Source organism: Syntrophorhabdaceae bacterium (assembly GCA_035541755.1).
GTDB lineage: Bacteria > Desulfobacterota > Syntrophorhabdia > Syntrophorhabdales > Syntrophorhabdaceae > PNOF01.
The window spans coordinates 48,239-71,547 of sequence record DATKMQ010000176.1 but is presented as its reverse complement, the minus strand read 5'-3'; the positions used below and the strand labels follow the sequence as shown (position 1 = coordinate 71,547).

General features: G+C 52.3%; 22 protein-coding genes. 17 read left to right on the top strand and 5 right to left on the bottom strand.

Features of this window, described 5'->3' with window-relative positions:
* From VMT62_17770 to VMT62_17705, 14 genes are all read left to right on the top strand, one after another.
* Window positions 1-845, top strand: an 845-nt coding sequence (locus tag VMT62_17770) for a hypothetical protein (protein ID HVN98279.1), incomplete at its 5' end; no start/stop codon positions are given.
* The gene (locus VMT62_17765) at window positions 838-1,671 is read left to right on the top strand and encodes a site-2 protease family protein (protein HVN98278.1); all 834 of its coding nucleotides are present in this window, start codon (window positions 838-840) and stop codon (window positions 1,669-1,671) included. The genes VMT62_17770 and VMT62_17765, both read left to right, overlap by 8 nt.
* A gap of 185 nt (window positions 1,672-1,856) precedes the next feature.
* Window positions 1,857-2,510, top strand: a complete 654-nt coding sequence (locus VMT62_17760; GenBank protein ID HVN98277.1) for a GntR family transcriptional regulator — start codon at window positions 1,857-1,859, stop codon at window positions 2,508-2,510.
* Between the two features lie 20 nt (window positions 2,511-2,530).
* On the top strand, window positions 2,531-3,202 hold the full coding sequence (locus VMT62_17755) for a 4-carboxy-4-hydroxy-2-oxoadipate aldolase/oxaloacetate decarboxylase (protein ID HVN98276.1): 672 nt from the start codon (window positions 2,531-2,533) through the stop codon (window positions 3,200-3,202).
* Between the two features lie 4 nt (window positions 3,203-3,206).
* Window positions 3,207-4,250 (top strand): Ldh family oxidoreductase, encoded by a 1,044-nt coding sequence (locus VMT62_17750; protein ID HVN98275.1) that lies wholly within the window; start codon window positions 3,207-3,209, stop codon window positions 4,248-4,250.
* A 14-nt stretch (window positions 4,251-4,264) separates the two neighbouring features.
* Window positions 4,265-5,995 carry an aldehyde ferredoxin oxidoreductase C-terminal domain-containing protein gene (locus tag VMT62_17745; protein ID HVN98274.1) on the top strand — a complete coding sequence of 577 codons (1,731 nt, stop codon included), beginning with the start codon at window positions 4,265-4,267 and terminating at the stop codon, window positions 5,993-5,995.
* Between the two features lie 21 nt (window positions 5,996-6,016).
* Window positions 6,017-6,373 (top strand): cupin domain-containing protein, encoded by a 357-nt coding sequence (locus VMT62_17740; protein ID HVN98273.1) that lies wholly within the window; start codon window positions 6,017-6,019, stop codon window positions 6,371-6,373.
* A gap of 33 nt (window positions 6,374-6,406) precedes the next feature.
* Window positions 6,407-6,769 carry a cupin domain-containing protein gene (locus VMT62_17735; GenBank protein HVN98272.1) on the top strand — a complete coding sequence of 121 codons (363 nt, stop codon included), beginning with the start codon at window positions 6,407-6,409 and terminating at the stop codon, window positions 6,767-6,769.
* Window positions 6,770-6,785: 16 nt separating this feature from the next.
* On the top strand, window positions 6,786-7,823 hold the full coding sequence (locus tag VMT62_17730; protein ID HVN98271.1) for a DctP family TRAP transporter solute-binding subunit: 1,038 nt from the start codon (window positions 6,786-6,788) through the stop codon (window positions 7,821-7,823).
* Window positions 7,824-7,845: 22 nt separating this feature from the next.
* Window positions 7,846-9,783: a TRAP transporter large permease subunit gene (locus VMT62_17725; GenBank protein HVN98270.1), complete on the top strand. Its 1,938-nt coding sequence runs from the start codon at window positions 7,846-7,848 to the stop codon at window positions 9,781-9,783.
* 28 nt (window positions 9,784-9,811) lie between these two features.
* The gene (locus VMT62_17720) at window positions 9,812-10,543 is read left to right on the top strand and encodes an SDR family oxidoreductase (protein HVN98269.1); all 732 of its coding nucleotides are present in this window, start codon (window positions 9,812-9,814) and stop codon (window positions 10,541-10,543) included.
* Window positions 10,544-10,631: 88 nt separating this feature from the next.
* The gene (gene iolN, locus VMT62_17715) at window positions 10,632-11,597 is read left to right on the top strand and encodes a 3-dehydro-scyllo-inosose hydrolase (protein HVN98268.1); all 966 of its coding nucleotides are present in this window, start codon (window positions 10,632-10,634) and stop codon (window positions 11,595-11,597) included.
* 130 nt (window positions 11,598-11,727) lie between these two features.
* Complete coding sequence (locus tag VMT62_17710; GenBank protein HVN98267.1) at window positions 11,728-12,759, top strand: alcohol dehydrogenase catalytic domain-containing protein; 1,032 nt, start codon at window positions 11,728-11,730, stop codon at window positions 12,757-12,759.
* A gap of 123 nt (window positions 12,760-12,882) precedes the next feature.
* Entirely contained in the window at window positions 12,883-14,256 is a 1,374-nt protein-coding gene (locus tag VMT62_17705; GenBank protein HVN98266.1) for an NAD-dependent succinate-semialdehyde dehydrogenase, read from the top strand.
* Between the two features lie 77 nt (window positions 14,257-14,333).
* Here VMT62_17705 and VMT62_17700 read toward each other — a convergent pair whose 3' ends face one another.
* Window positions 14,334-15,254: an AEC family transporter gene (locus tag VMT62_17700; GenBank protein ID HVN98265.1), complete on the bottom strand. Its 921-nt coding sequence runs from the start codon at window positions 15,252-15,254 to the stop codon at window positions 14,334-14,336.
* A 600-nt stretch (window positions 15,255-15,854) separates the two neighbouring features.
* Between VMT62_17700 and VMT62_17695 the strand changes: the two genes are divergently transcribed.
* Complete coding sequence (locus VMT62_17695) at window positions 15,855-16,307, top strand: hypothetical protein (GenBank protein HVN98264.1); 453 nt, start codon at window positions 15,855-15,857, stop codon at window positions 16,305-16,307.
* A 485-nt stretch (window positions 16,308-16,792) separates the two neighbouring features.
* Here the strand turns inward: VMT62_17695 and VMT62_17690 are convergent, their stop codons facing one another.
* From VMT62_17690 to VMT62_17675, 4 genes are all read right to left on the bottom strand, one after another.
* Window positions 16,793-17,821, bottom strand: coding sequence for an aldo/keto reductase (locus tag VMT62_17690; protein ID HVN98263.1), 1,029 nt, complete (start codon window positions 17,819-17,821; stop codon window positions 16,793-16,795).
* Between the two features lie 341 nt (window positions 17,822-18,162).
* Window positions 18,163-18,948: a dienelactone hydrolase family protein gene (locus VMT62_17685; GenBank protein HVN98262.1), complete on the bottom strand. Its 786-nt coding sequence runs from the start codon at window positions 18,946-18,948 to the stop codon at window positions 18,163-18,165.
* Between the two features lie 179 nt (window positions 18,949-19,127).
* Complete coding sequence (locus VMT62_17680; protein ID HVN98261.1) at window positions 19,128-19,628, bottom strand: flavin reductase family protein; 501 nt, start codon at window positions 19,626-19,628, stop codon at window positions 19,128-19,130.
* Window positions 19,629-19,809: 181 nt separating this feature from the next.
* A complete protein-coding gene (locus VMT62_17675; protein HVN98260.1) occupies window positions 19,810-20,244 on the bottom strand; it encodes a hypothetical protein in 435 nt (144 codons plus the stop codon).
* Between the two features lie 459 nt (window positions 20,245-20,703).
* Between VMT62_17675 and VMT62_17670 the strand changes: the two genes are divergently transcribed.
* The gene (locus tag VMT62_17670) at window positions 20,704-21,411 is read left to right on the top strand and encodes a DNA alkylation repair protein (protein HVN98259.1); all 708 of its coding nucleotides are present in this window, start codon (window positions 20,704-20,706) and stop codon (window positions 21,409-21,411) included.
* Window positions 21,412-21,661: 250 nt separating this feature from the next.
* Window positions 21,662-23,215: a class I adenylate-forming enzyme family protein gene (locus VMT62_17665; GenBank protein HVN98258.1), complete on the top strand. Its 1,554-nt coding sequence runs from the start codon at window positions 21,662-21,664 to the stop codon at window positions 23,213-23,215.
* The last annotated feature ends 94 nt before the right edge of the window (window positions 23,216-23,309 follow it).

Sequence of the window (23,309 nt, the reverse complement as noted above, 5' to 3'; positions counted from 1 at the left end):
AAAAGACCGTGGTGGAGACGGCTTCGAACATGTTTCTCAATGAGAACCTTGTGCTCGTGATGGTGGATCCCGAGGTTGATCTCACCCGTGAACTCGTAACGCAACTGGAAGCGCTGAAACAGAATATACCGGTCATCATCTTCTTAACGGGCGCGCCCGACAAGATCGCGGAGTTTGTCACGGGCAGGGTGATCGTACTTGAACAGGACAAAGAGAAACGTTTGAAAGGCAAAGTGCGAAACTTCCTCCAAAGGTATGAAAAGAAGATGACGGACAAGGCGTTCGATCTTCTCACGGAACGTATCCGGGACGAGTCCATACTTGAGCCGGAGCTCATGAAGCTCATCGCCTACGTGGGAGACAAAAAGACCATAGAATCTAAAGACATTAAGGCGATCGTGGCCGAGACCCACGAGGACACCCTCATGGCGCTCTTTGATGCTTTTCGTGAGGCGGACAAGAAGGAGATGCTCGCCGTTTTTGAGAACCTCATGGAGAACGGTCAAAATATTCTTGCCGTGCACAGTTATCTGGTGAACCAGATACGGCTCCTCCTGCAAACCAAGGACATGGAGCACATGGTCCGTGAGGGTGTGGAGTATCCGGTTTTCGCCAAGGCGTTCAAACAGTGGAAAGAGGGTCTTGATATGAAGTCCTCGGACAAAAGGCGTTATCTGCCCTTTCAGCACCCGTATTACGCCTACAAGTTGTCGGGCATAGCCCAAAAAATAGGCACCACAGACTTACTTGCCTTCTTTGACATGCTGACCGACCTGGATTTGCAGATCAAGAGCGGCACCAAGCATGACCGGGTGCGCATGGAATACGGTCTGTTAAATGCGTAACAGGCTCTGGCTTCACATTCTTCTGTTTTTTCTCACCATCTGCACCACGTTTTTTGTGGGAGGGCCGCTTTACAGTCTCGCTATTATGACGATCCTGCTCTCCCATGAGATGGGACACTACTTCATGACGAGACGTTACGGAGTGCCGTCCACGCTGCCGTACTTTATCCCTTTCCCCATGAGTCCCTTCGGCACATTCGGAGCGCTCATCAGGATGAAGGGGAATATGACGGACAGAAAGGCACTCTTCGACATCGGGGTGGCGGGCCCTCTGGCAGGGTTTGTCGTGTCGCTCCCTTTTATCATCCTAGGAATCAAGTTGTCTAAGGTCGAAGTCGTGGTCAACGGCCCCGGGTTCGAACAGCTCGGAGACCCGCTGCTCTTCAAAATTCTCGAGGGCATGATCGTGGGTGAGATTCCGCGGAGCTTCGATCTGGTCCTGCACCCATTTGCCTATGCGGGGTGGGTCGGGCTCTTTGTCACGGCCCTCAACCTCCTTCCGGTAGGACAGCTTGACGGGGGACACGTGCTCTACAGCGTATTTGGAGATAGAAGCAGGACAGTTTATCGCATGGTCATCGTCATGCTCCTTGCGCTTGCCGTTTTCTACAACCCCGGATGGCTCTTTGTCTCTATCCTCCTCCTTATCTTCGGCAGGCACCATCCGCCGCCTTTCGATACCGAGACGGGTCTTGATACAAAAAGAAAGGTCATCGCCGTTATTGTGCTCGCCATATTTGTGCTCTCATTCATGCCCGCTCCTTTTCCAGAATTTAGTAACGTGAACATATTTAGTGTGTTCAAGAAGGGCGCAATTTTTCGATAAGAAGCCCTGAAATTAGGGCTTCGGCCCCACTGCCCGCCGGGACGCGAGGCCCTGTGGAATCTTCGACAACAAGCAGGTAACTTTCCTTATCTTTTTTCTTGACAAGGCATTCTCTCTATTCTATTAATATATCGTCAGTATATTGACAGTATATTCAAAGTACACAGAAAGGACTCACGTGCCCTATGAAAAATGGCGGTCCGAAAAGCAAAAAGACGATTGTCTATGAGAATCTGAAAAAAAGGATAATTACGAACGTTCTTAAACCCGGGGAGCCTCTGAATGAGATTCTTCTGTCCAAAGAACTGAAGATCAGCAAAACACCGGTCCGGGAAGCCATACAACAGCTTGAGAAGGAAGGCCTGGTGGAAAATGTCCAGGGGAAAGGATCATTTATTTCCCAGTTCTCTTTGCAGGATATCCGTGAGCTTTTCGAGATGCGGGAGATGCTGGAATGCGCTGTGATCCGGCGCGTGGCCCAGAAGGCCGATTTCGACATGAACAGGGCGAAACTCATTTGTGACAAATTTCAATCCGCCGAGCCGGAAAAGAGTACGACTCAGAAGGGTTTTATCAACGCCGGCGATCAGATTCACACGTTCTTCTTCGAAGCCCTAGGGAACAAGAAGCTCCTCGAGTTCTACAAGGGCCTTCAGGAGCAGATCATACGTATGCGCCACGTGCTTTTGAACCAGGTTGATGAGGAACGGTCCCAGGCATCCTACAAGGAACATCTCGAAACCATCGAAGCGGTAATGGAAAAGGATCCTGACAGGGCTGAAAAGGCTATGAAGAACCACCTGCAGAACTCGGTTGAGTACCTAAAACGGGTCATTTAACTTAAAAAAAGGAGAAGCTTATGGCTCAGGTCGTCACACGGATTGAAAGGCCATCGCAACACACCATAGATCAGTTCCGCACGCTTGGCACCGCAACAGTGCATGAGGCGTCGGGCAGGAAGGGATATATCGACTGCGCCATCAAGCCGCTCGCCGCGGGGGTCAGGATTTGCGGCCCCGCCTTCACGGTCGAGTGCCATCCGAGGGATAATCTCATGCTCCACAAGGCCCTGGAAAAGGCCCTGCCCGGTGACATCATCGTCGCGTCAGTTGGCGGGCTTTACAATGCGGGCTATTTCGGAGGCCTCATGGCCACCTCAGCCATGGGCAGGAAGATAGGTGGCCTTGCAATCGACGGCTCGATTCGCGATTCCGAAGAGATCGTCAAAATGGGGTTCCCCATATTCTGCAGAGGCTTTTGCATTCTCGGAACAGGGAAGACAGGACCGGGCACAGTGAACCACCCGATCCTCTTTGGCGGATGCGTGGTGAAACCCGGCGACCTGATCCTGGGTGATGCTGACGGCATGGTGGTTGTGGACCGCAATGAATGCGAGGCCGTGCTCAAGAAATCATTGGACCGGGTAGATATGGAAGAGAAAAAATCTGGCCAGCTTGCGGCCGGCGTGTCGAGTGTGGAGTTTAACAAGCTTGGCAAGAACTTCGAATTTTTAGGCATACAAGAGGACTAAGACCATGAAAATCCGTGAGATACGACTCAAGGAAATCGCCGTTGAGATCTTGAGGGGGCTTGGCGCTATTCAAGAGGAGGCTCAAGTTGTTGCGGACTGCCTGGTGCAGGCCGATATGAGGGGTATCGATACCCACGGCGTTCATCTGCTCACCATCATGTCGCAACGCCTTCAAGCCGGGATGCTCAATATCCCCACCGCCCTGAAGGTATTAAAAGACGATGGCGCGACCGCGCTTGTCGACGGCGGAAACGGGCTCGGCCAGGTGGCTGTTCACCGGGCCATGTCTACGGCCATAGCCAAGGCCAGGCAGTTCGGGCTCGGATGCTGTCTCGTGCGCAATACGAATAACATCGGTATTCTTTCCTTCTACACGCTCATGGCAGCTCGTGAAGGCATGGTCGGCATGGTCATGTCGAACGCGGCCCCGGCAATGTCTCCGTGGGGAGGCGCCGAAGCGTTGTTCGGCACCAATCCCCTGTCTATTGCTATCCCCGGTGGCGACAGAGAGCCCCCTGTGGTGCTCGACATGTCTTCCAGCGTGGTGGCCAGGGGAAAGATCCGGCGGGCCGACCGGCTCAAGGAGAAAATCCCGGACGGATGGGCATTTGACGAGTCCGGAGCGCCTACCACGGACCCCGGCCGGGCGCTCAAAGGAACTTTGATGCCCATAGGCGGCGCCAAGGGCTATGGCCTTGCCTTGGTGGTCGATATTCTCGCGGGCCTACTCTCCGGCTCCAAGTACGCATCCCAGGTCGTGACCTTCCATGAACTCATGGGGCCGACTGGAGTGGGGGTCTTCACGCTTGCCATTGATACGCAAAAATTCATGGATCGCGCCCAGTTCAACGCTCTGATCCTATCGTATGTTTCATCGATTAAAGGCTCGAAGAAAGGGGAAGGTGTATCCCGGATTTATCTACCCGGTGAGATCGAATACGACAGAGAGAAACAGAGCGAAAGCGAGGGGGTCGAAGTGAGCGAGGCAACGGCCAAGAACCTGAACTCTCTTTTGGAAAAGATAAAGAGTCCGCTCAGATTGACGTAAAAGGAAACTTGGTAATGGAAAGGATCATCAGGGTCAATACAAAAACCGGAAAAATCAATGAAGAGAAGGCCTCCCAGGAGGAAATGCACTGGGGAGGACGGCTTCTCATATCAAAGTTTCTCTTACGGGAGGTCCCCCCGATCTGCGATCCTCTCGGCCGGTACAATAAATTGATCTTCGCTCCGGGACTTCTCGGCGACACCACGGTGACTACGGCGGGCAAATTTTCTGTGGGCGGGAAAAGCCCGCTTACCCGTGGCGTAAAAGAGAGCGACGTGGGCGGGGAGGCTGGGAGAAAGCTGGCGAGACTCGGCATCAAGGCGCTTGTGATTGAGGAGATTCCCGAAAAGGCGTGCACAAAGGTGCTTGTGCTCAGGTGGGGCAAAAACGAGCTTCTTGACTATCCAGAGTTGAAAGGGAAATACGTGACGGAGACGTTCTGTACTCTGAGGCAGCGGTTCGGCGCTCAAGTGGGGATTGTGTGTATCGGCCCTGCCGGAGAGATGAAAATGGCTGCGGCCGGTGTGGCCGTTTCCGGTCCGCAGGACGTGCAGGTGCGCTACGCAGCTCGCGGAGGCCTTGGCGCAATCATGGGGTCAAAAGGCATCAAGGCGATCATTGTAGACGATGCCGGTGCGCCTGCGCCTCACGCCTTCGATGAGACGCTGCTCAAGCAGGCTGCGAGAAACCTTGCCCAGGGCATTATGTCGGACCCCAAGACCGAGAACAGACACCAGTTCGGCACACCCGCTGTGCTCATGCTCTGCAACGAGATCGGCATTCTGCCCACACGAAATTTCAGCGCAGGCCAGTTTGAGAAGGCCGAGGATCTTTCCGGGGAGCGCGTGGCTGAGGTTATTGCGGAGCGCGGAGGGGAAGGCCGTTCCGGCACACCCTGTGTACCGGGATGTGTTATCGCCTGTTCCAATGTTTTTGTCGATCGTGAAGGCAAGAAGATAGTCGCTTCTATCCAGTATGAGAATATGGCCCTGCTCGGACCAAACTGCGGAATCGGTGACCTTGATGATATTGCTGAGCTCAACAACCTCTGTAATCAGGTGGGGGTTTGCGCTATTGAGACGGGCGCCTCCATCGGTGTGGCCATGGAGGCCGGCGTGATAGCCTTTGGCGACGCTGAAGGCGCAAAGGACCTCATCCGTCAGATCGGCGAGGGCACGTATCTCGGCAGAATTCTCGGAAACGGTGTGGTGATCACCGGTAAGGTACTCGGCGTAAGAAGGGTGCCGGCTGTCAAAGGCCAGGCCATCCCGGCATACGATCCCCGGTCGCTCAAAGGAAACGGCGTTACCTACGTGACCTCTCCCATGGGCGCGGACCATACGGCGGGCAACGCCCTGGAAACAGCGAGGACCCTTGATCCTCTTGGTCAGGAGGGCCAGGTCGAGACATCGCGGCGGTTGCAAGTCCGCGCCGCCATTCTGGATACGCTCGGGCTCTGTCTTTTTACGAGACCCCCGTTTACCAAACAGCCCGATCTGTTTCCGCCCCTGTTAAAGGGGAGATATGGATGGGAATTTACCTACGAGGACGTTCAGAAGATAGGGATCGACGTGCTTGAGAGCGAGCGTGAATTCAACCGCCGCGCCGGTGTGTCCGAAGAGTTTTTCGATCTGCCGGAATTTATGCGTGACGAGACGCTGCCGCACAAGAATTCCCTTTACGATCTTCCCATGGAAGAGATGCAGCGGATCTGGAACGTGAAGATACCCAAAGACGTGTTCTAAGTTCTAAGAGAGGTGGCTGGCATGGAATTGAAAGTCATAAACATGAAGGACGTGAAAGCTTTAGAGCCCGATGCGGTGAGGAAATCCTGGCTCCTTGTGAGCGAAAAAACAGTAGGCGCCGAGAATCTTTCCATGGGCATCAACGAGACTTATCCCGGCGGTATGGTGCCTGAGCATGTCCATGACACAGAGGAAGAGATTAACTTCTTCTTTTCCGGACGCGGAAAGCTTGTGGCTGAAGGTCGTGAGATCCAGCTTGAGGCCGGTGTTTGTATCTTAATTCCCCCGAAGCTTCCTCACAGCATCGTAAACGACGGCGATGAAGTAATTCGATTCATGTGGATTCTTGCGCCCCAACTGGCGGGTCATAGAAAATAGGGCGCTTTTGAAACAAGTCGGAAAGGAGAGGATATGTCGGAGCTAAAGGTTGTACACGTCAAGGATGTTAAAGGTGAGCGGAGAGACCCCCCGAGGATGTCATGGATACTCGTCTCAGAAAAGACGGTGGGCGCAAAGAACCTTGCCATGGGGGTGAATGAGACCTACCCCGGAGGCATGGTGCCCGAGCATAAACATGATACCGAGGAAGAGGTAATGTTCTTCTATGCAGGGCGAGGGGTCTTTGTGACCGAGGGAAGGGAAATACCCTTAGAACCCGGGACATGCATCTATAATCCCCCCGGAAAGCTGCACAAGATAGTAAATACGGGCGATGAGGTGCTCAAGTTTGTCTGGATATATTCACCACAGCTTGCAAGTCATAGAAAACAATAAACAGAAGGAGGGCGTCATGAAGAAGGCATTGGTATCAGTCAGCGTTGTGTTTGGAATGTTGGTCATGATTTTGGGTTGGAATGTCTCGGTGGTAAAAGCGCAAACGTACGAGATAAAATTTGCCCACGTAGATCCGGCGGATCCGTTTACCTCAAAGAAGGGCGCCGCGGGCGTGGCTTTTAAGGGCGATCTCGAGGCGGCCACAAGCGGCGCCGTTTCGGTCAAACTGTTTCCCGCGGGCCAGCTCGGCGGGGAACGCGAGTTGATCGAGGCCGTGAAACTCGGGACCATCCAGATGGCCATGGTATCAGCCGCCATCGCGAGCTACTATAAAGAGGCCCAGGTACTCGATATTCCTTACCTCTTTTCCTCCGCTCCGGAAGCCTGGAAGGTTATGGACGGTCCCTTCGGCAAGGAGATGGCCGCAGACTGCCTGAAAAAGACAGGTCTCAGGGTTCTTGCGTACGGCGAGACGGGCTTCAGGAATTTTACAAACTCGGTCCGTCCGATCAAGTCGCCGGCTGACATGAAAGGGATGAAGATCAGGGTTATGGAAAGCCCGGTCTATGTTGCCATGATAAAAGGACTCGGCGCTCAGCCCACCCCTATCGCGTGGCCTGAGACTTACACTGCCTTGCAACAGAAGGTTGTGGATGGCGAGGAGAATCCCATATCGGTTATAGCGGCGAACAAATTCTATGAAGTGCAGAAGTACATGACCATAGATGGACACTCCTATGGAGTCGATTTCATCTTGATCAACGAGAAGTTCTTCCAGTCACTTCCCAAGAACATTCAGGAGAGCGTGAAACTCGCATCCATCACCGCAGGCTGGGTTGGGCGCGGTATCCAGGAGTTAAACTCGGCAATGGGCGTAACGCAACTGCAGGAAAAGGGCATGCAGGTTTATAAGCCGACCGCAGCAGAGCTGAACCAGTTTAGACAGGCTACGCAAAAACCAGTCATCGACTACGTTGAGAAACAGGTCGGGAAACTCTGGATAGAGAAACTCCAGAAGGCCGTGAAGGCTGCCGAAGCCGAATTGGCCAAATAGGCAGGGTAAAAGAGAAGCCTCCATGCTCTATAGCACGGGGGCTTCTCTCAAGTACGATCGGGCAGTCCGCGAGAGTAAGACGGGGAAGAACCCGAAACTTAAACAGGGATTCATTCTTGAGGAGAGCAAGACGATGGCAAATCTGACAAAATTTTTGAACAAAGCCCTGGACTATTTTGCGTTCATTTTAGTCCTGGCGATGACCTGCGTGGTATTCACTCAGGTAACGAACCGCTACATTTTCGGGAGTCCTCTCTCGTGGACCGAGGAAGCGGCACGCATATTATTTATCTGGATGATCTTCGTAGGCGCCTATCTTGCCTTGAGGATGAACGCGCATATTTCGATTGAGAGCTTCGCCAAGCGCTATCTCAGCGGGCGGACGCGTGAGCGCATAACAGATCTCTTCACCTTTCTTATCACCTTTTTCCTCTGCTATCTGATTGTGACGAGCGTACGGGTATTGCAGGCCACCTATGAGGGCACCACGCCTGTTCTTGAAATTTCCTTTGCCTGGGTCCACCTTGCAATCCCTCTTTTCACCCTGTGCATGATCATCTATTTGATCGCTCAAATGTTCAAGATGGGCTTGAAAAGATTCGTATCCTCGCTGTTCATGTCGGTGGTGATTATAGGGGTTGTCTATCTGCTCTTTGGAATAGCGACATTTTCGGGACCCATCCTCGTTCTTGTCTCGGTTATCGGCATGGGTCTTCTGATCCTGTTCGGTATGCCCATAGTCTTTTCAATGGGTATTGCCTGTCTCCTCTTCCTTGCGCTCTACAAGACGATCCCGTATCTCGTGCTCCACACGAGGATGATCGGCGGGATAGACTCTTTTCCTCTCCTCGCCGTACCGTTCTTTATCCTGGCAGGTGAGCTTCTCAACACGGGCGGCGTGACCAAGCGTCTCGTGGATCTGGCGAAAGTATTTGTGGGCCATATTCGCGGAGGCCTGGGCATGGTCGTGGTCGTGGCAGAATACTTCTTCTCCGGGATTTCGGGATCCACCGTGGCCGATGTCTCTGCCATCGGGGCCCTTCTGGTTCCGGCCATGAAGAAGGCGGGCTACTCCTCGGAGAACACCGTCTCGATCGTGTCCGCTGCGACCGCCATGGGCATTCTCGTCCCCCCCTGTATCCCCATGGTGGTTTTGGGTGGAATGACCGGTATGTCTGTGGGGGCGCTTTTTACCGCCGGCTTCGTTCCGGCAATTGTTCTCGCCATCTGTATTATGGTCCTCATCTATGTGCAGGCGGTCCGGGACAAGATTAAAGTTGAGGAACGACTCTCTTTTAAAGAATCGATGAAGGCCGTGGTAGGGGCGATTATCCCGCTTTTATGTCCGGTGATCATCTTTGGCGGTATTTTAAGCGGTATAGCAACGGCCACCGAGATTTCCGTTGTGGCGGTCTTGTACGCCTTCATCGTGGGTGTGTTTGTCTACAAAGAGATCAAGTGGTCGGACGTGGTTCCCATATTCGTCCGTACCGCCGTGACCACCGGTTCGGTCATGCTTCTCGTGGGATTTGCATCGGTCCTTTCATGGATATTATCGACGCAGCAGGTGCCTCAGATGGTCGCGGGACTTGTGACAAAAATATCATCCGCTCCGTTTGTCTTTCTTTTGTTCTGCAATCTTTCCTTCATAGTGCTCGGGTCAGTACTGGAAGGGCTCCCTGCCATGCTCATCCTGGTGCCGATCTTTCTCCCCTTCGTCACGCAGTTCGGCATCGACCCTCTCCATTTCGGAATTCTGGCCATTGCGTCCCTCGGCATAGGACTCTTTCTTCCCCCCGTGGGTATGGGCATTTTCATAGCATGCACCTTCGCTGAGATCGATGTCGGAAAGACGTTCCGTTCATTCGCACCATATCTGGTGACTCTTTTGATCGGGCTCGTCATCATCACGGCCGTGCCCTGGTTTACCCTGGTTTTGCCAAGAATATTCTTTAAGTAATGTTAAGCGATCGTAACTGGAGGTTCATATGGAATTAAAAAATCTCACCGCTATTGTCACCGGCTCCGGAAAAGGAATAGGAAAGACCATTGCGGAGAAATTTGCAGAAGAGGGCGCGAGAGTTGCCCTGTGGGATGTTGACATGAACTGTTTTGCGGGGGTCGCATCAGGGCCTGACAGATTGATCCAGAAGGTGAACGTAAAAAATGAAGACGAGGTTGTCGCCGCCGTTGAAAAAGTCGTCAAGGAATTCGGTCGCATCGACGTGCTCGTGAATAACGCGGGAATCTCCCGCCATAAACCCATCGAAGAGATGACCCTGGATTTGTGGAACGAGGTGATTGACATCAACCTGAAAGGCGTCTTTCTTTGTTGCAAAGCCGTAATCCCCGTGATGAAGAATCAGAAGCGGGGTAAGATTGTCAACATCGCTTCTTTAGGCGCGAGGACTGGCCGGCCCGGCGTGGGCATCAATTACGCGGCATCCAAAGCCGGCGTTATCGCTATCACGCAGACCCTGGCAAAGGAGGTTGGCCCCTCGGGTATCTATATAAACGCCATTGCGCCGGGGCCTATACTCACGGAACAGACAAGGCAATATCCGCCCGAGGTCTTTGCCACGTGGAACGTAGGTCGGGCGATCCCCAAGGACGGACTTCCGGAGGATGTGGCCGATGGAGCGATCTTTCTCGCATCTTCACGTTCGGACTGGATCACCGGGATAACGCTTGATCTCAACGGAGGAATCTTCATTCCGTAAACTTAAGAACACGCACAATCTTTGCGCACGTTGCTGATGTTAAGCGAAGCGGCGTGATGCATTGCGCATATCAGTGAAGGAGGACCACATGGGTAAATGGACATTGCCGCCTGAGGGCGGCCACCTTGACAAACCGAGTAAGATCTATTTCCAAACCATGACCAAGAAGGATGTGGAAGAGAGACTCACAAAGAACGATATTATTATCATCCCTCTTGGATCAACGGAGAACCACGGAGCGGCCGGGCCTTACGGCGAAGATATCTTCATGGTGACGAGGATAGCTGAAGAAGTAGCCAAGGCAACGGGTTGCACGGTTGCCCACCCGGTGACGTACGGGTCGCACCCGTACCACCATCTGGGCCAGCCCGGGACCATCGTCGTTCCAGACCAGGTTTTCTCCGATTACTTGAGGGCGATTATGGCAGGCTTCTGGAACACAGGGTTCCGCAAACAGATTTTCATCAGTCTCCACGGCCAGGAATACATTGTGCCCTCGGCGATCAACGAATGGGGCAAGCGATATCAGGTTCCGGCAATGATTGTCTTCGTGGATGTGCCGCGTGTTATGGGGCAAACCTTGATGGACAAGGCCCACGGCGGACCCTACGATTATCCCTTCCAGCACGCCTGCGAGGCCGAGACCTCGCTGTCCATGGCGCTCTTCCCTGAGATGGTTCAGCTCGAGAACGCCGAAGACAACACGCCCTGGGGATTTTTGCCTCCCGGCCATATCGACCGGGGCGGAGACATTTATGGCAATCCGATCCCTGGCCACTGCGCAGTCGGGTGCGGCGGTATCGAGTGTGTGATCTATCCCGAAGGAGTTATCGGAAAACCGTCTCTCGCTGATCCGAACAAGGCGTATAAGAGTGTGGAAGTTACCCTCGATTATCTGAAGAAACTCCATGACGATATTATGGAAAAATTCCCTCCCGGCGTGTTGCCCGAGAGCAAGTATCTGAGCCAGAGACCGCCAGAGGAGGTGGAGGCGCTTCTCAAGGGGCCCATGAAGGGTGGCCGGCACTTATACACTGTTGCCTTCCCGCCCTGAGTCGATGATTCTTTTCTGCTTCCTGAACAGGGAGGTGTCACGCCTCCCTGTTAATCGTATTGGGGCTTAGCCAGGACAGAGTTTCACCGCGTAGCATAGAATGAAATAACTTAAGATAAGGAGGGCTATCATGAAGGCTATCGTAAAACCTACACCTGAAGCCGGAGTTTTGGAAGTGAAGGATCTGCCCGTGCCGGATGTGGGTCCCGGCGAGGTGCTCGTGAAGATGGGCGCCGCTGGCATCTGCTATAGTGACGTGATGATTTATAAGGGCAGTTACAAGGGCAGGGTGCCAGTGCCGAGCCCCATGATTATGGGTCACGAAGGTGCAGGCATTGTCGCAGCGGTGGGTAAAGGTGTTGAAGGCTTGAAGACAGGGGACAAGGTTGGCCTGAATCCGCTCTGGGGTTGTGGGCAATGCGAACCCTGCGTGAATGGTCAGCCAAACATGTGTCTCAACTGGCGCCATCTCGGCATTACCTGTGACGGCACGTTTGCCGAGTACAGGGTTGTCCCGGCCTTTGTTGCCTATAAACTGCCGGATAGTATCTCTATGGTAGACGCAGCCTTTCTCGAACCGATCACCCTTGCTGTGAGAACACTGGAGCATGTGAAGCCGATGCTTGGCGATACGGTCGCCATTATCGGCCCGGGCTCCATTGGCATGTTTCACCTTCAGGCATTCAAGTCAGCCGGCGCGGCCGTGACGATCGTTATCGGCCTCGAGCAAGACGCGAAGCGGTTGAAAATTGCAAAGCAGCTTGGCGCTGACCACATCATCAATGGAAGCAAGGAGGATGTGGTAAAACGGGTGAAAGAGCTGACGAACGGTCTGGGGTGCGATATTGTGGTCGAGGCTGCGAACCATCCTTCTACTGTGGGGCAGTCCATCGACCTTGCGGCCGCCTACGGACGGGTGATGCTGTTCGGCCTCTACCATGAGGCCACATTCAGCCCTTTAAACCTTATGCGAAGCGGGCTCACCGTCTTTGGCGACGTGGCGGTCACACCCAAGTGGTACAAGAGAGCGATCCGCTGGGTGGAGTACAAGAAAGTCACGGCCGAGCCCATGGTTTCCGGCAAGTTCGGACTCAGTCAGGCCAAAGAGGCGTTCGATGCATTCCACGCCGGCGACACGGTAAAGGTGCTTTTCGAGATGTAATAATTTAGTGTAGTAGCGTCTTTGACACGAATCGAACATACGAAAGGCCATCGTAGATAGGGGAATACGTGGCGATCCGGTTCGCAGGAAATAAGTACATATCGTGGAGGATAAGTAGCAGTCATGAAAAAGATACGATCGGTTAACCCATTTACTGAAGAGATCAATGGAGAATTTGATCTCTTAACCAGGCAAGAAGTTGACAGAGAGCTTGAGAAGAGCAGGGAAGCCTTTCCGGGCTGGAAGGCGCTTCCTGTTCGCACGAGAATGGAGTACTTCAAGCGCTTAAGCGCGGTCTTAAGGAAGAATGCCGGGCAATACGCCGAGACGATCACCAAAGAGATGGGTAAACCCATCAGGCTGTCCGCGCAGGAAATTGAGCGCAGCGCTTCGATTTGCGATTTCTTCGCAGAACGCTCTGCCGACTTCCTGGAAGATGAAGTCGTTAAGACGGCCTTTGACATGAGCTATGTTACATTTGAACCGCTGGGCGTGATCTTTGCTATTATGCCCTGGAATTATCCTGTCATCCAACTATTTCGATTCGCCATTCCGACCATAGCCGCCGGCAACGTGGTGGTCCTCAAATCGGCTTCAAACGTCCCCATGTGCGGCAAGAACATTGAAAGCATGTTCTCGGAGGCCGCATTTCCTGAAGGCGTTTTCAAGACGCTCATCATCGACTCCGAGATGGCCATGGATATGATCAGGCAAGATAAGGTGGACGGTGTGTCACTCACCGGAAGCTATGCGGCGGGGTCACAAATCGGATCGCTCGCCGGGGGAGGCATCAAAAAGGTCGTTCTGGAGTTAGGCGGATCCGATCCGTTTATTGTTCTCGATGACGTAAATGTTGACAAGGTAGCACAGATAGCCGTCCAAAACAGGTTTGTGAATAACGGACAGAGTTGCGTGGCCGCGAAAAGGTTTTTTGTGATGGAAAGCGTGGCCAAAGCATTCACGGAAAGTTTCATCCATCATTTGAATACAAACGTGATCGGTGATCCCATGGATGAAAAGACAGATATCGGGCCACTTGCCACCAAAGGTGCCATGGCCGATCTTAAGGCCATGATAGATGATGCCAGGGCCAAAGGAGCCACGGTGATTGAGGGCCCACAGGTGCCGTCTAAAGGATATTTCATGAGACCTGTCGTGATCGTCAACACCAATCAAAGCATGGCGATTGCCCGCGAGGAAACGTTTGGCCCCATCGCACCCATCTTTGTGGTGAAGGATGAAGAAGAAGCGATCGAGTTCGCCAATGCAACGGAATTCGGCCTCGGTGCGACTGTGTGGAGCTCTAACCTCGATCGGGCCGAGAAGATTGCCCGGAGGATCGACGCCGGATTTGTTGCGGTTAACAGAATGGTAAAGTCAGACCCACGGCTACCTTTCGGAGGTACCAAGAAATCAGGCATCGGAAGGGAGCTTTCGCATTACGGCATCAGAGAGTTCACCAACATCAAAACGGTTATTATTGAGAAGGCGGATTAAGGAAGATCCGCGAAGGGCCGATTGCAAGTAAATCGTGTCTCAGATAACTCCACCATCCAACGTGTAAATTGAACCTTTCAATGCGAAACGAAAAAGATGATAAGAGGAGTGGTGAGGAGCCCTATGAGAATCGAATACGAAACGCAGCTTGCAGCGAGTTCCGTGTTGAGGCCCGTGATCGCCGCAAAGGTGAGCGTGGTGAATCCCACAGGTGCAGCGCTCGCCACGAGAATCACCACACGGCTGAGGCCGTGGACTCCGAGGAGGGATACGCATATGAGAGCCGTGAAAAATCCGACAGCCATCCTTATGGCGATCGACGCAAAAGTGGGACCGATCCGCGTGACCGCAGGGCTGAAATAGATGCCGAGCGAGAGCATGACGAGCGGGGTCACCATGTCGGCAAGCCCGTGAAAGAAATTCAGGCACACGGGAGGGAGAGAAACCTTTGCCGCGTTGAGGATAAGCCCCAACAAGAGCGCGTAGAGAAGGGGCGACTGGGAGATGACCTTTAGAATGGTACGTGACCCGCTGTCCGATCCGTACCGGTGGGCCGAGTAGTAAGCAAGGCTGTAGATCATAATGTTGTTGCCCACATCGAATATAGAAAGCCGGGCTATGGCCTCCGGTCCGTACGCGGCAAGGAGAAAGGGGAGAACGAAGGTGGTATTGACGATGAGCGGGCCCACGATGAATACGCCGAGCGAAGGCCTATTCAGGTGGAACGACCGGCTGCCTACGCTACGCACTATCGGAAAAGCCACGAGAACTACGATAATGCACGTGACTGGCAGATAGAACAATTCGAGAGAAAGCTCCGTGCGGAGTACGGAGAGCAAAACGAGCGGAGGAAGCGCGACATAAAAGATAAGCTTGAGAAAGATTTCGGCGTGTTCGGGCGTAAAGAGCCGACGTTTCTTGAGGAAAAAGCCGAGAAAGAATGAGAGCACTATGGGCGCTATTTTCGATAGGGTCTCGCTGATTGGAAGCTCGTGCATCGTAACCTCATTTTTTCGGGCCTTTATCAGCCTAACTGATTCGGCAGGCTCTATCTATTGTAACATGAAAGCGGCTTCAGCGCCTTACTTTCTTGTTCCTGTCGCGTTTGCCATGTGGGTGTTCATAGCTACTTAAGGGTGTGATGCCCTATGCACCAGGGCGGTGAGCGAGCTTGAAAAGGGGGTGGATAGTTTTGAACAGTACGTCGCCGGATTGAGATAACAGTTTTCTTGCGGCTTTCTTACGGCGAAGCCCGCCCGGTTTCGGAGACAGGGCTTCGGTCTAACGTGTTGGCTGCATATTAGTCGCGAAGATTAAGGGCGCGGAAAGAAGCTGTCAACTGGTGCTATGGTTTAATTTATGCCCCGGGAAGCGCCTTCACAAGAACTTAATATTGCAAAAACGATGCAAGATTGTATACTTCTCTGCGCATTAGATTGATCGTCACAAAAACGTCTTGACACCTCTTTTTCAAATCTGATATGAAATGATGATATCCATTCATCTTAGACATTTCACCATTCATGCTGTCTGTTTTGCGCGCGTAGTATACCTTTAACTGTACAATGCCTTCGAATAGTATTCACGGGAGGCCAGTGATGTACATAAAATACCTTTTCTACCTTGCAGCAACAGTGGTCCTAGCAATGGGCTTCGTTTACTGTTCTAAATCAACAATATCCGAAAAGGACGCAAAACAGGTGCTTCAACAGTTCTATTCGGATGACGCCCCCGAGTCTATAAACGATCGGTTCTTGCTGCAAGCAGGTAAGCCTATTGTGCCGTATGTGGCTGCCGAGATAGCAGACAGGAATATGCCAAAAAGACGGTATGCGATAATCGTCCTCGGAACCATTGGAGATGCGCGTGCTCTGCCTGCGCTCGAAAAGATAATCAACGATCAAACCGAGTCGGCTTGGATCAGAGGGGATGCCTTAACAGCAATATGGCATATCAACAAAGAAATGGGAAAGGAATATGCAAGGAAATATGGCGGTGACAAGGGGTACATGGATCGAACCATTCAACTCTTAGGGGAGGGGGCGATATAATGAGAACGGCGATACAGACTGTGATTAAAATAGAACAAATTTAGTCAGCAGCCAACTTTGATACTTAAACCCAGGGGTGTTATATGTCTGGACAAACGCGTGTTCGGGTAAGCGCCTCTGCGCGTCCTGCCGTCCCTCGTGTCCTCGGATATACATCGAGTATTATCCTCGGTCAACGAGTTACGCCAGTCCATCGCACATCCATCTTACCGCTTCCACGCGTTCGTCCACTCACGCCGTTCTTCCCGTATACCTTACGGGAATCCCGGGGTAGTCAAGGAGCATTCAATGGGTTTGCGCTTAAGCGCTTTAACCTATGATCTTGGTGGAAAGGTCGCCTCGACCTACATGGCCTCGGCGGCTCTTACGGATCGCCAAAGGAGGTCTTGGCCGGGTCTATCATAAGCTACCTGTCCTGATCTCAAGAAAGGTTTGATGTTGAAGCAAATGCGAGAGGGGGCTCAAACCCCTATGGTTTAACCCGCTTAATCCCGAGGGTGGTGGTCCTTGTAGAATGCTTCATAGTCATCGAATGCCGCCCGCAGGAGCGCCGGGGTATCAAGATGGTAGGGACACTGTTCTTTGCAGTGCCCGCAATCCTGGCAATCCTTGATCAGCATCATCTGTTTATGCCACTCATCCTTCATAAACTGTTGAAAAGGCATGCGTCTCAAAAGTAATGGCATCCTGGCCGCCATGGGAATCGGAATTCCGGCCGGACAGGGCATGCAGTAGCCGCAGGCCCGACAGAAAGATCCGGCGAGCGCGGCCCGATCCTGCTCGATGATCTGCCACATCTTTTTGTCCAATACCGGTGGCTGCTTTTCATATCGCAGGAATTCATCGAGTTCCGATTCGGTCTGCATTCCCCAGATGGGGACCACGTTCTCGTATTGTCGCAGAAAAGCAAAGGCGGCAGCCGCATTGGTGAGCAGGCCCCCCGCTAAGGCCTTCATCGCGATTACACCGAGATCGTGTTTCCGGCAGTCTTCAATCACTTCTAAATCAGCGTCACTTGCGAGCTCCGATAGGGGATACTGAATGGTATCATACAGACCGGATGCAATGGCCTCACGGGCCAGCCCCAACCGGTGGTTGGTGATCCCGATAAAACGGATTTTCCCCTGTTTCTTTGCTTCGAGCAATGCAGCGTATGCGCTCATCGCATCGCTGGGATCGGGCAGGGCTGCGGGGTTGTGGAGCTGATAGATGTCGATATAATCTGTACGCAAGTTGCGTAGGCTCGTTTCGACATCCTTTAATGCACCGTTTCTATCTGTAGCCGGAGTTTTCGTTGCAATGACTATATCTTTCCGCACGTGCGAGAGCGCAAACCCGATCTTCTCTTCGCTGTCGGTATACGACCTTGCCGTATCAAAGAAGTTTATTCCGCGATCATATGCAGTCCTTAATAGACGCTTTGCGTGCTCAAGGCCGATCCTCTGGATCGGGATGGCGCCGAATCCGCTTCGGCTGACCGACAAACCGGTGCGACCGAGCCTTACTTGCTCCATGTATGCACCCATGTAAATTGACTGCGGCCACCGGAACTCTCCGTGGATTCTCCCAATGCGTATAGCTTTCTGCCATTCATTCGTTTCATCCTAACACAGGTCGATGGATAACTCAAACCCCGACAAAAGCCGCATGGTTTCGGGGGCCCGCAACCGGCTTGTAATCCTGCTGGTTTCGAGAAGTGAAATCTCAACAAGCAACAGAAGCTGGAGGCACGTCACACTTGAGACTAAATCTTGGGTACGCGATAAAGAACTTCGACTCCGGGTAGATACAGAGTGTGCCGGATGCGAACGATCAACTCGATTGATCTCTTGAGGGCGATACACGCGCCAGAGCCCTATTGCACCGGCTGGTAACGCGTAAGCATCTCGAGTGTGCGACGCCACGCATCCTGAGTGTCCCCGGATCGATAGGTCGGATTTCGTTTGGCATGGAGATCGAACTGGGTATTGAATCCATGATCGGCCTCGGGGTATATCACCAGTTCAAACGGCGCTTTATTTGCCTTCGCGGCCGCTTCCATCGCATGCGCGGATTCCACTACACAGCAGTTCTGGTAATGATCAACTCCACCTGCAAACATCAGCACGGGAACCTTGAAGCGTTTGACGAGAGCTTCCATATTGTTCGCCCACGTACGGGTGTACGGGTAGTAGACAATGACCACTGAAACTGCCTCTGGCATATTTGCTGCGTTATATAGCGCGCCTCCGCCACCCAACGAAAACCCTATAACGGCTACCTTGCCCGGGATAGCATTCGGCGCATGCTGCGCCCGCTCAATTGTTTTGGTCAAATTGGCGGGACCGGTGTGTTCCGGGTTTAAGATATCTTTTCCCTCGACTAGGACCACGTAGTATCCAAGTTTGGCCAGCTCCGTTGCGTAGGGCTGATACGCGGTGCGGCCTGACTGCCCGGAAATGGCTATAATCACCGGACCGGATTTTCCATTCGCCGGGGCGTAGACTATCTGGTCGGGACCTGGATTGGCCGCCGTTGAGGTACTATCTTCCGCGCATACCGGCGAGCAGACGACAGCGAACATTCCGACGAATAACATAACTATGAGAATTCGCGAAATCCGATGGTTTGCATTTCTCGAGGCCGCTTTCATCGTGTCCATATTCTACCCCCGAATGACTTTGAATTTCAGTAATAAGTGGCGCGGCAGCCCATTAAGCTGCCGTACACCCTTTCCCAACCTCTTGTTATAATACACGGTATACGGTGAAATCGCAAGATCGATGGCAAATGACCGTCAGGCTCCGGGTTCGAATGAGTGAGGCATCAGGGTGTTCGACATCAATCTGTTTCATAGCACGCCAGTATCTCACCGAAATACAGGGTGTGATAATCCTTCTTCGGGTAAAGGGATGGATCATAATCCTTGCGAAAATGGGTCGGGTTCATGGCGGATTTGTAAATGATGGCGCATTCGTAGTGCCGCCCCTCTGTTTTGATTATGGGCGATACGACGCGACGGCCTTCACTCGTTTGCAGATTGCACTGAGCGAACTTATCCACGTCACGGCCCGATTTTGAACCGCAATAAGCGGTCTGTCTGCGCATGTCGCCCGCCGGCACCGTAACGGTGAAATCTTCGGCTGCCTCGATGATCGCAAACGTGTGTCGGCTGGAACGGACTGCCACCATCATGATCGGTTTACCCCAGATGACCCCGAAGCTAGCCCAGCCGATGGTCATCGTATTTAGCCCCTTAGCGGACTTTACGGTCAAGAAGGCACCTTCTTTGATTTTGTTCATGCTGTCTTCGGCAACATGCATGTATTCTACATCTCTCATATAAACCTCCCTGGTCAGTTGTTTACCGGACCGCGTCTTCGCATAACGGGTTATTGAGCACGGATACGGCGAGTAAAACGAACTGCTCCCGGTCATTTCACCCCGAAAGTTAATCTTTCCATAAAATGAGTGCTCGCCAAAAACTACCCGTTTATTGTGGTAGTCACCCGCGCTCTGTATGTTATTCACCCACGGTCAAAGTAAGTGGTATCTCTTCTCCTCCCTTGAGTTTTATTGATATGCGACCGGTCATCTTGCTTTGGCTGTTAGGGACGACAGGGCCGTGCATTATTATTGTCGTTTGAGCATCAGAGGCAGTCGATTTGAATGGCTCCTTTACAGATCTCTGTACCATCCGCCCGCGAAAACTGTAAGTCCAGTCTATGGCTATCTCCGTGGCCTCTACCGGAGGCGATATGACAAAAGTCGTAGTATCACCTGCTATTTCTTTTGTTTCGTAAGTACCCGTGGCGTTGGCTATGATCTCCTTGCCGTTGCGAAAAACCTTCACGGAATACTTTGATGAGGGTTGCACCGTGTTCTCTGCAAACGAGTAAGTTGCAGAACAACAGAAAACCACAATTAAAATGATGACTACTGCAAATGATCTTTTCATAGTTTCCTCCTTTTGATCTTATAACCCCAATTATGGGAAGATAGTGACTCTGCCTTCAGAAGACAAAATAACAGAGTCCATAATCGCTTTATCCATCTTGCGCGCATTTACCAAAGATGTCAATATTCTTTTATGATCCTTCTGTACTCCTGAATTGAGATTTATATCTGGAATGATGTGTACTGACCGCCACTCCCGTGAGCGGTGCAAGCGAAAAAACAGAGTATATGTGAGCGCGCGAGGCGGATGTGAGGGCGTGGGCCGGTAAGCCCTTTTCTTGCTAATACCTTGTCTTCGACATGTAAGACGATTGCGGGGCAATCCGCAATGTGATGTAGTGCTTGAAATTGAGAGGCTATCCGGGGCAGAATGAGTAAATGTCGCAGAAACCGCCTTGACCTTTCACGAAAGGATTTCGGATGCGACAGCGCAGTATGATACTCTAAGTACGGGGTCTAAGTGAGAGCGTCGGATATACTGGAAAGATTAGAGCAACTCGGAAGCGCAGAAAAAGCGCAGGTCTTGCAGCGATTTTTCAAGACGGGCAAAGGAGAGTATGGGGAAGGGGACATCTTCCTCGGTATCACCGTGCCCGTGATGAGAAAGCTTGCCGGTGAATATCAGGCGCTTTCCTCCACAGAGACACTCCAGCTTCTCCACAGTACCATACATGAGGCAAGGCTCGTCGCGCTTCTTATTCTGGTGTGCGCATTCGAGCGCGGAGACGATACTCAGAGGAAACAAGTTTTTGACTTATATCTCGCCAATACAGCACACGTGAATAATTGGGATCTCGTAGACCTCTCAGCTCACCGCATTGTAGGCCCATATTTAGAGGGTCGAGACAAATCAACGCTTTACGCCCTCGCTCAATCCCGGCTTCTCTGGGACAGGAGAATTTCCGTGCTCGCCACATTCTATTACATAAAACGCGGGGAGTTTGGCGAAACACTCCGCGTTGCGGAACTCCTCCTCGGAGATCCCGAGGACTTGATCCATAAAGCCGTGGGCTGGATGCTCCGAGAAGTGGGTAAACGTGACAGGGGTGTCGAGGAAGAGTTTTTGAGATCACACTACACGATCATGCCGAGGACCATGCTGCGGTACGCCATCGAGAAATTTCCCGAAGAGCTGAGACGACGATACCTGCGCGGAGAAATGCCCTGAATTCAAACTATTTTACATAGGGTTTAGAAGCGTGGAAATGATTTTCAAAGAATTTTCTTGACAGCGAAAATGGCCTAAGCTACAATCTAAACAGTCGGATACAAACCGACTGGTAGGATGGTTATAACATATGGCCATTGTTCAGTTTTTCCGTGATTGCGCACAAATAATCAATGTCATGTATGGTTAGTAAGACTAACGGTAATAAGACCATTTTATCGTAAGGTTTATAATTCACCGGAGGTATGGCATGAATATTATTGATATTGTGGCAAAACAAGCCCGCATATATCCGAAAGATCCTGTGATCGTAGAGGTGAAACCGGTATCGGGCACGAGGGAGGAGATTCGCTGGGCGGACTTTGAAGAGAGGACGAGCAGGCTTGCCAGCGGCCTTTTAAAGAAGGGGGTTCGGAAGGGAGACAAGGTTTTCCTTCTTGGAAAGAATTCGGCAAGATGGCTCGAGGTATACTTCGCCATCCTGAAGACAGGCGCGTGGGCAACGCCGCTTAACTTCCGGTTTACTGACGATGATATCCGGTTTTGCGCGAAAACGGCGGAACCGGTGGGTTTTTTCTTCGACGAGGAATATGCGGGACGAATAGGAAACCTCCGTGGCGAACTCTCTTCCGTGAAGTTCTATGTCTGCATCGGGGCGGAAGGGGCGAGCGGGATGGAGGCTATGGAGGATGTCTTGAAAAGCGGCTCTTACGGCTCGTCGAATGTGGCCTTGGAGGACGAAGACGAGTGCGCCCTTTATTTTACGTCCGGCACCACGGGAACCCCAAAACCGGTGCTCATACAACAGAAGAGCATCATGTGCACCGCCATTACCGAAGCCACGAACCACAACCTGAAACATGAAGACCACTTTCTTATGATGCCTCCGATGTATCACGTGGCCATCGGACATATGTTTGGAATGATCGCGGCGGGCGGCTGCAGTGTGCTTTTGACCGAGCAGATTAGCCCCCGTTTCATGGTGGAGACGATAGCGAAAGAACGCATATCGGTTGTGTTCTTGCTTGTGCCTTGGGCCATGGATCTGCTCGAGGCTTTTGACAAGGGAGAACTCAAGATCAAGGACTACGATTTGGGTTCCTGGCGCTTGACCCACATGGGGGCTCAGCCCATCCCTCCGAGTCTGGTCAAACGTCTCAAGGCCTATTTTCCTCAGATGGAGTACGATACAAATTACGGCTTGAGTGAGAGCATGGGACCTGGCCCCATTCATCTGGGGATGGAGAACGAGAGAAAGGTCGGCGCTATCGGTAAACCTGCGATCATGTGGGACGGAAAGATCGTAAACGAGAAAGGAGAAGACGTAAAGCAGGGAGAGGTGGGGGAAGTGGTGTTGAAGGGCGCCGGTGTCATGAAGGCGTATTACAAGAATCCGGAATTGACCGCTTCGATCGTGAAAGACGGTTGGCTGCATACGGGCGATCTGGGCAGGGTTGACGAAGAGGGGTTCATCTACCTCGTGGATAGAAAGAAGGACCTTATCATCAGCGGGGGAGAGAATATCTATCCGGTCGAGGTGGAAGAGGTCATTCTAAAACATCCGAAGGTGCACGATGTGGCAGTTATCGGAATTCCTCACGAACGCTTGGTAGAAGTGGCCTGCGCGGTCATCGCCCCGTTAGAAGGAGAGACGCTGACCGAGGAGGAAATTCGCGCCTACTGTGACCAGAATCTGCCCCGCTACAAACGGCCGTATCGTATCATCTTCGACCAGGTACCGAGGAATCCGACCGGTAAAATAGAGAAACCAAAATTACGGGAAAAGTATGCCAAGGGATCATGAAACATGCTGAAGCGGCGCGTCGATTTCTTCCATATAGGAAGAAGCTATCCAAACATGGTATGTTACCGTGTCCTGAATAAGCGGGCGCAGGAAA

What these genes read in the sequence shown, in the direction of transcription:
- VMT62_17690 (HVN98263.1), bottom strand. Translation starts at nt 17,821, where the DNA reads ATGGAGCAAGTAAGGCTCGGTCGCACCGGTTTGTCGGTCAGCCGAAGC.
- VMT62_17685 (HVN98262.1), bottom strand. Translation starts at nt 18,948, where the DNA reads ATGGACACGATGAAAGCGGCCTCGAGAAATGCAAACCATCGGATTTCG.
- VMT62_17760 (HVN98277.1), top strand. Translation starts at nt 1,857, where the DNA reads ATGAAAAATGGCGGTCCGAAAAGCAAAAAGACGATTGTCTATGAGAAT.
- VMT62_17705 (HVN98266.1), top strand. Translation starts at nt 12,883, where the DNA reads ATGAAAAAGATACGATCGGTTAACCCATTTACTGAAGAGATCAATGGA.
- VMT62_17740 (HVN98273.1), top strand. Translation starts at nt 6,017, where the DNA reads ATGGAATTGAAAGTCATAAACATGAAGGACGTGAAAGCTTTAGAGCCC.
- VMT62_17745 (HVN98274.1), top strand. Translation starts at nt 4,265, where the DNA reads ATGGAAAGGATCATCAGGGTCAATACAAAAACCGGAAAAATCAATGAA.
- VMT62_17720 (HVN98269.1), top strand. Translation starts at nt 9,812, where the DNA reads ATGGAATTAAAAAATCTCACCGCTATTGTCACCGGCTCCGGAAAAGGA.
- VMT62_17680 (HVN98261.1), bottom strand. Translation starts at nt 19,628, where the DNA reads ATGAGAGATGTAGAATACATGCATGTTGCCGAAGACAGCATGAACAAA.
- VMT62_17710 (HVN98267.1), top strand. Translation starts at nt 11,728, where the DNA reads ATGAAGGCTATCGTAAAACCTACACCTGAAGCCGGAGTTTTGGAAGTG.
- iolN (HVN98268.1), top strand. Translation starts at nt 10,632, where the DNA reads ATGGGTAAATGGACATTGCCGCCTGAGGGCGGCCACCTTGACAAACCG.
- VMT62_17665 (HVN98258.1), top strand. Translation starts at nt 21,662, where the DNA reads ATGAATATTATTGATATTGTGGCAAAACAAGCCCGCATATATCCGAAA.
- VMT62_17730 (HVN98271.1), top strand. Translation starts at nt 6,786, where the DNA reads ATGAAGAAGGCATTGGTATCAGTCAGCGTTGTGTTTGGAATGTTGGTC.
- VMT62_17765 (HVN98278.1), top strand. Translation starts at nt 838, where the DNA reads ATGCGTAACAGGCTCTGGCTTCACATTCTTCTGTTTTTTCTCACCATC.
- VMT62_17695 (HVN98264.1), top strand. Translation starts at nt 15,855, where the DNA reads ATGTACATAAAATACCTTTTCTACCTTGCAGCAACAGTGGTCCTAGCA.
- VMT62_17725 (HVN98270.1), top strand. Translation starts at nt 7,846, where the DNA reads ATGCTCTATAGCACGGGGGCTTCTCTCAAGTACGATCGGGCAGTCCGC.
- VMT62_17675 (HVN98260.1), bottom strand. Translation starts at nt 20,244, where the DNA reads ATGAAAAGATCATTTGCAGTAGTCATCATTTTAATTGTGGTTTTCTGT.
- VMT62_17735 (HVN98272.1), top strand. Translation starts at nt 6,407, where the DNA reads ATGTCGGAGCTAAAGGTTGTACACGTCAAGGATGTTAAAGGTGAGCGG.
- VMT62_17700 (HVN98265.1), bottom strand. Translation starts at nt 15,254, where the DNA reads ATGCACGAGCTTCCAATCAGCGAGACCCTATCGAAAATAGCGCCCATA.
- VMT62_17750 (HVN98275.1), top strand. Translation starts at nt 3,207, where the DNA reads ATGAAAATCCGTGAGATACGACTCAAGGAAATCGCCGTTGAGATCTTG.
- VMT62_17755 (HVN98276.1), top strand. Translation starts at nt 2,531, where the DNA reads ATGGCTCAGGTCGTCACACGGATTGAAAGGCCATCGCAACACACCATA.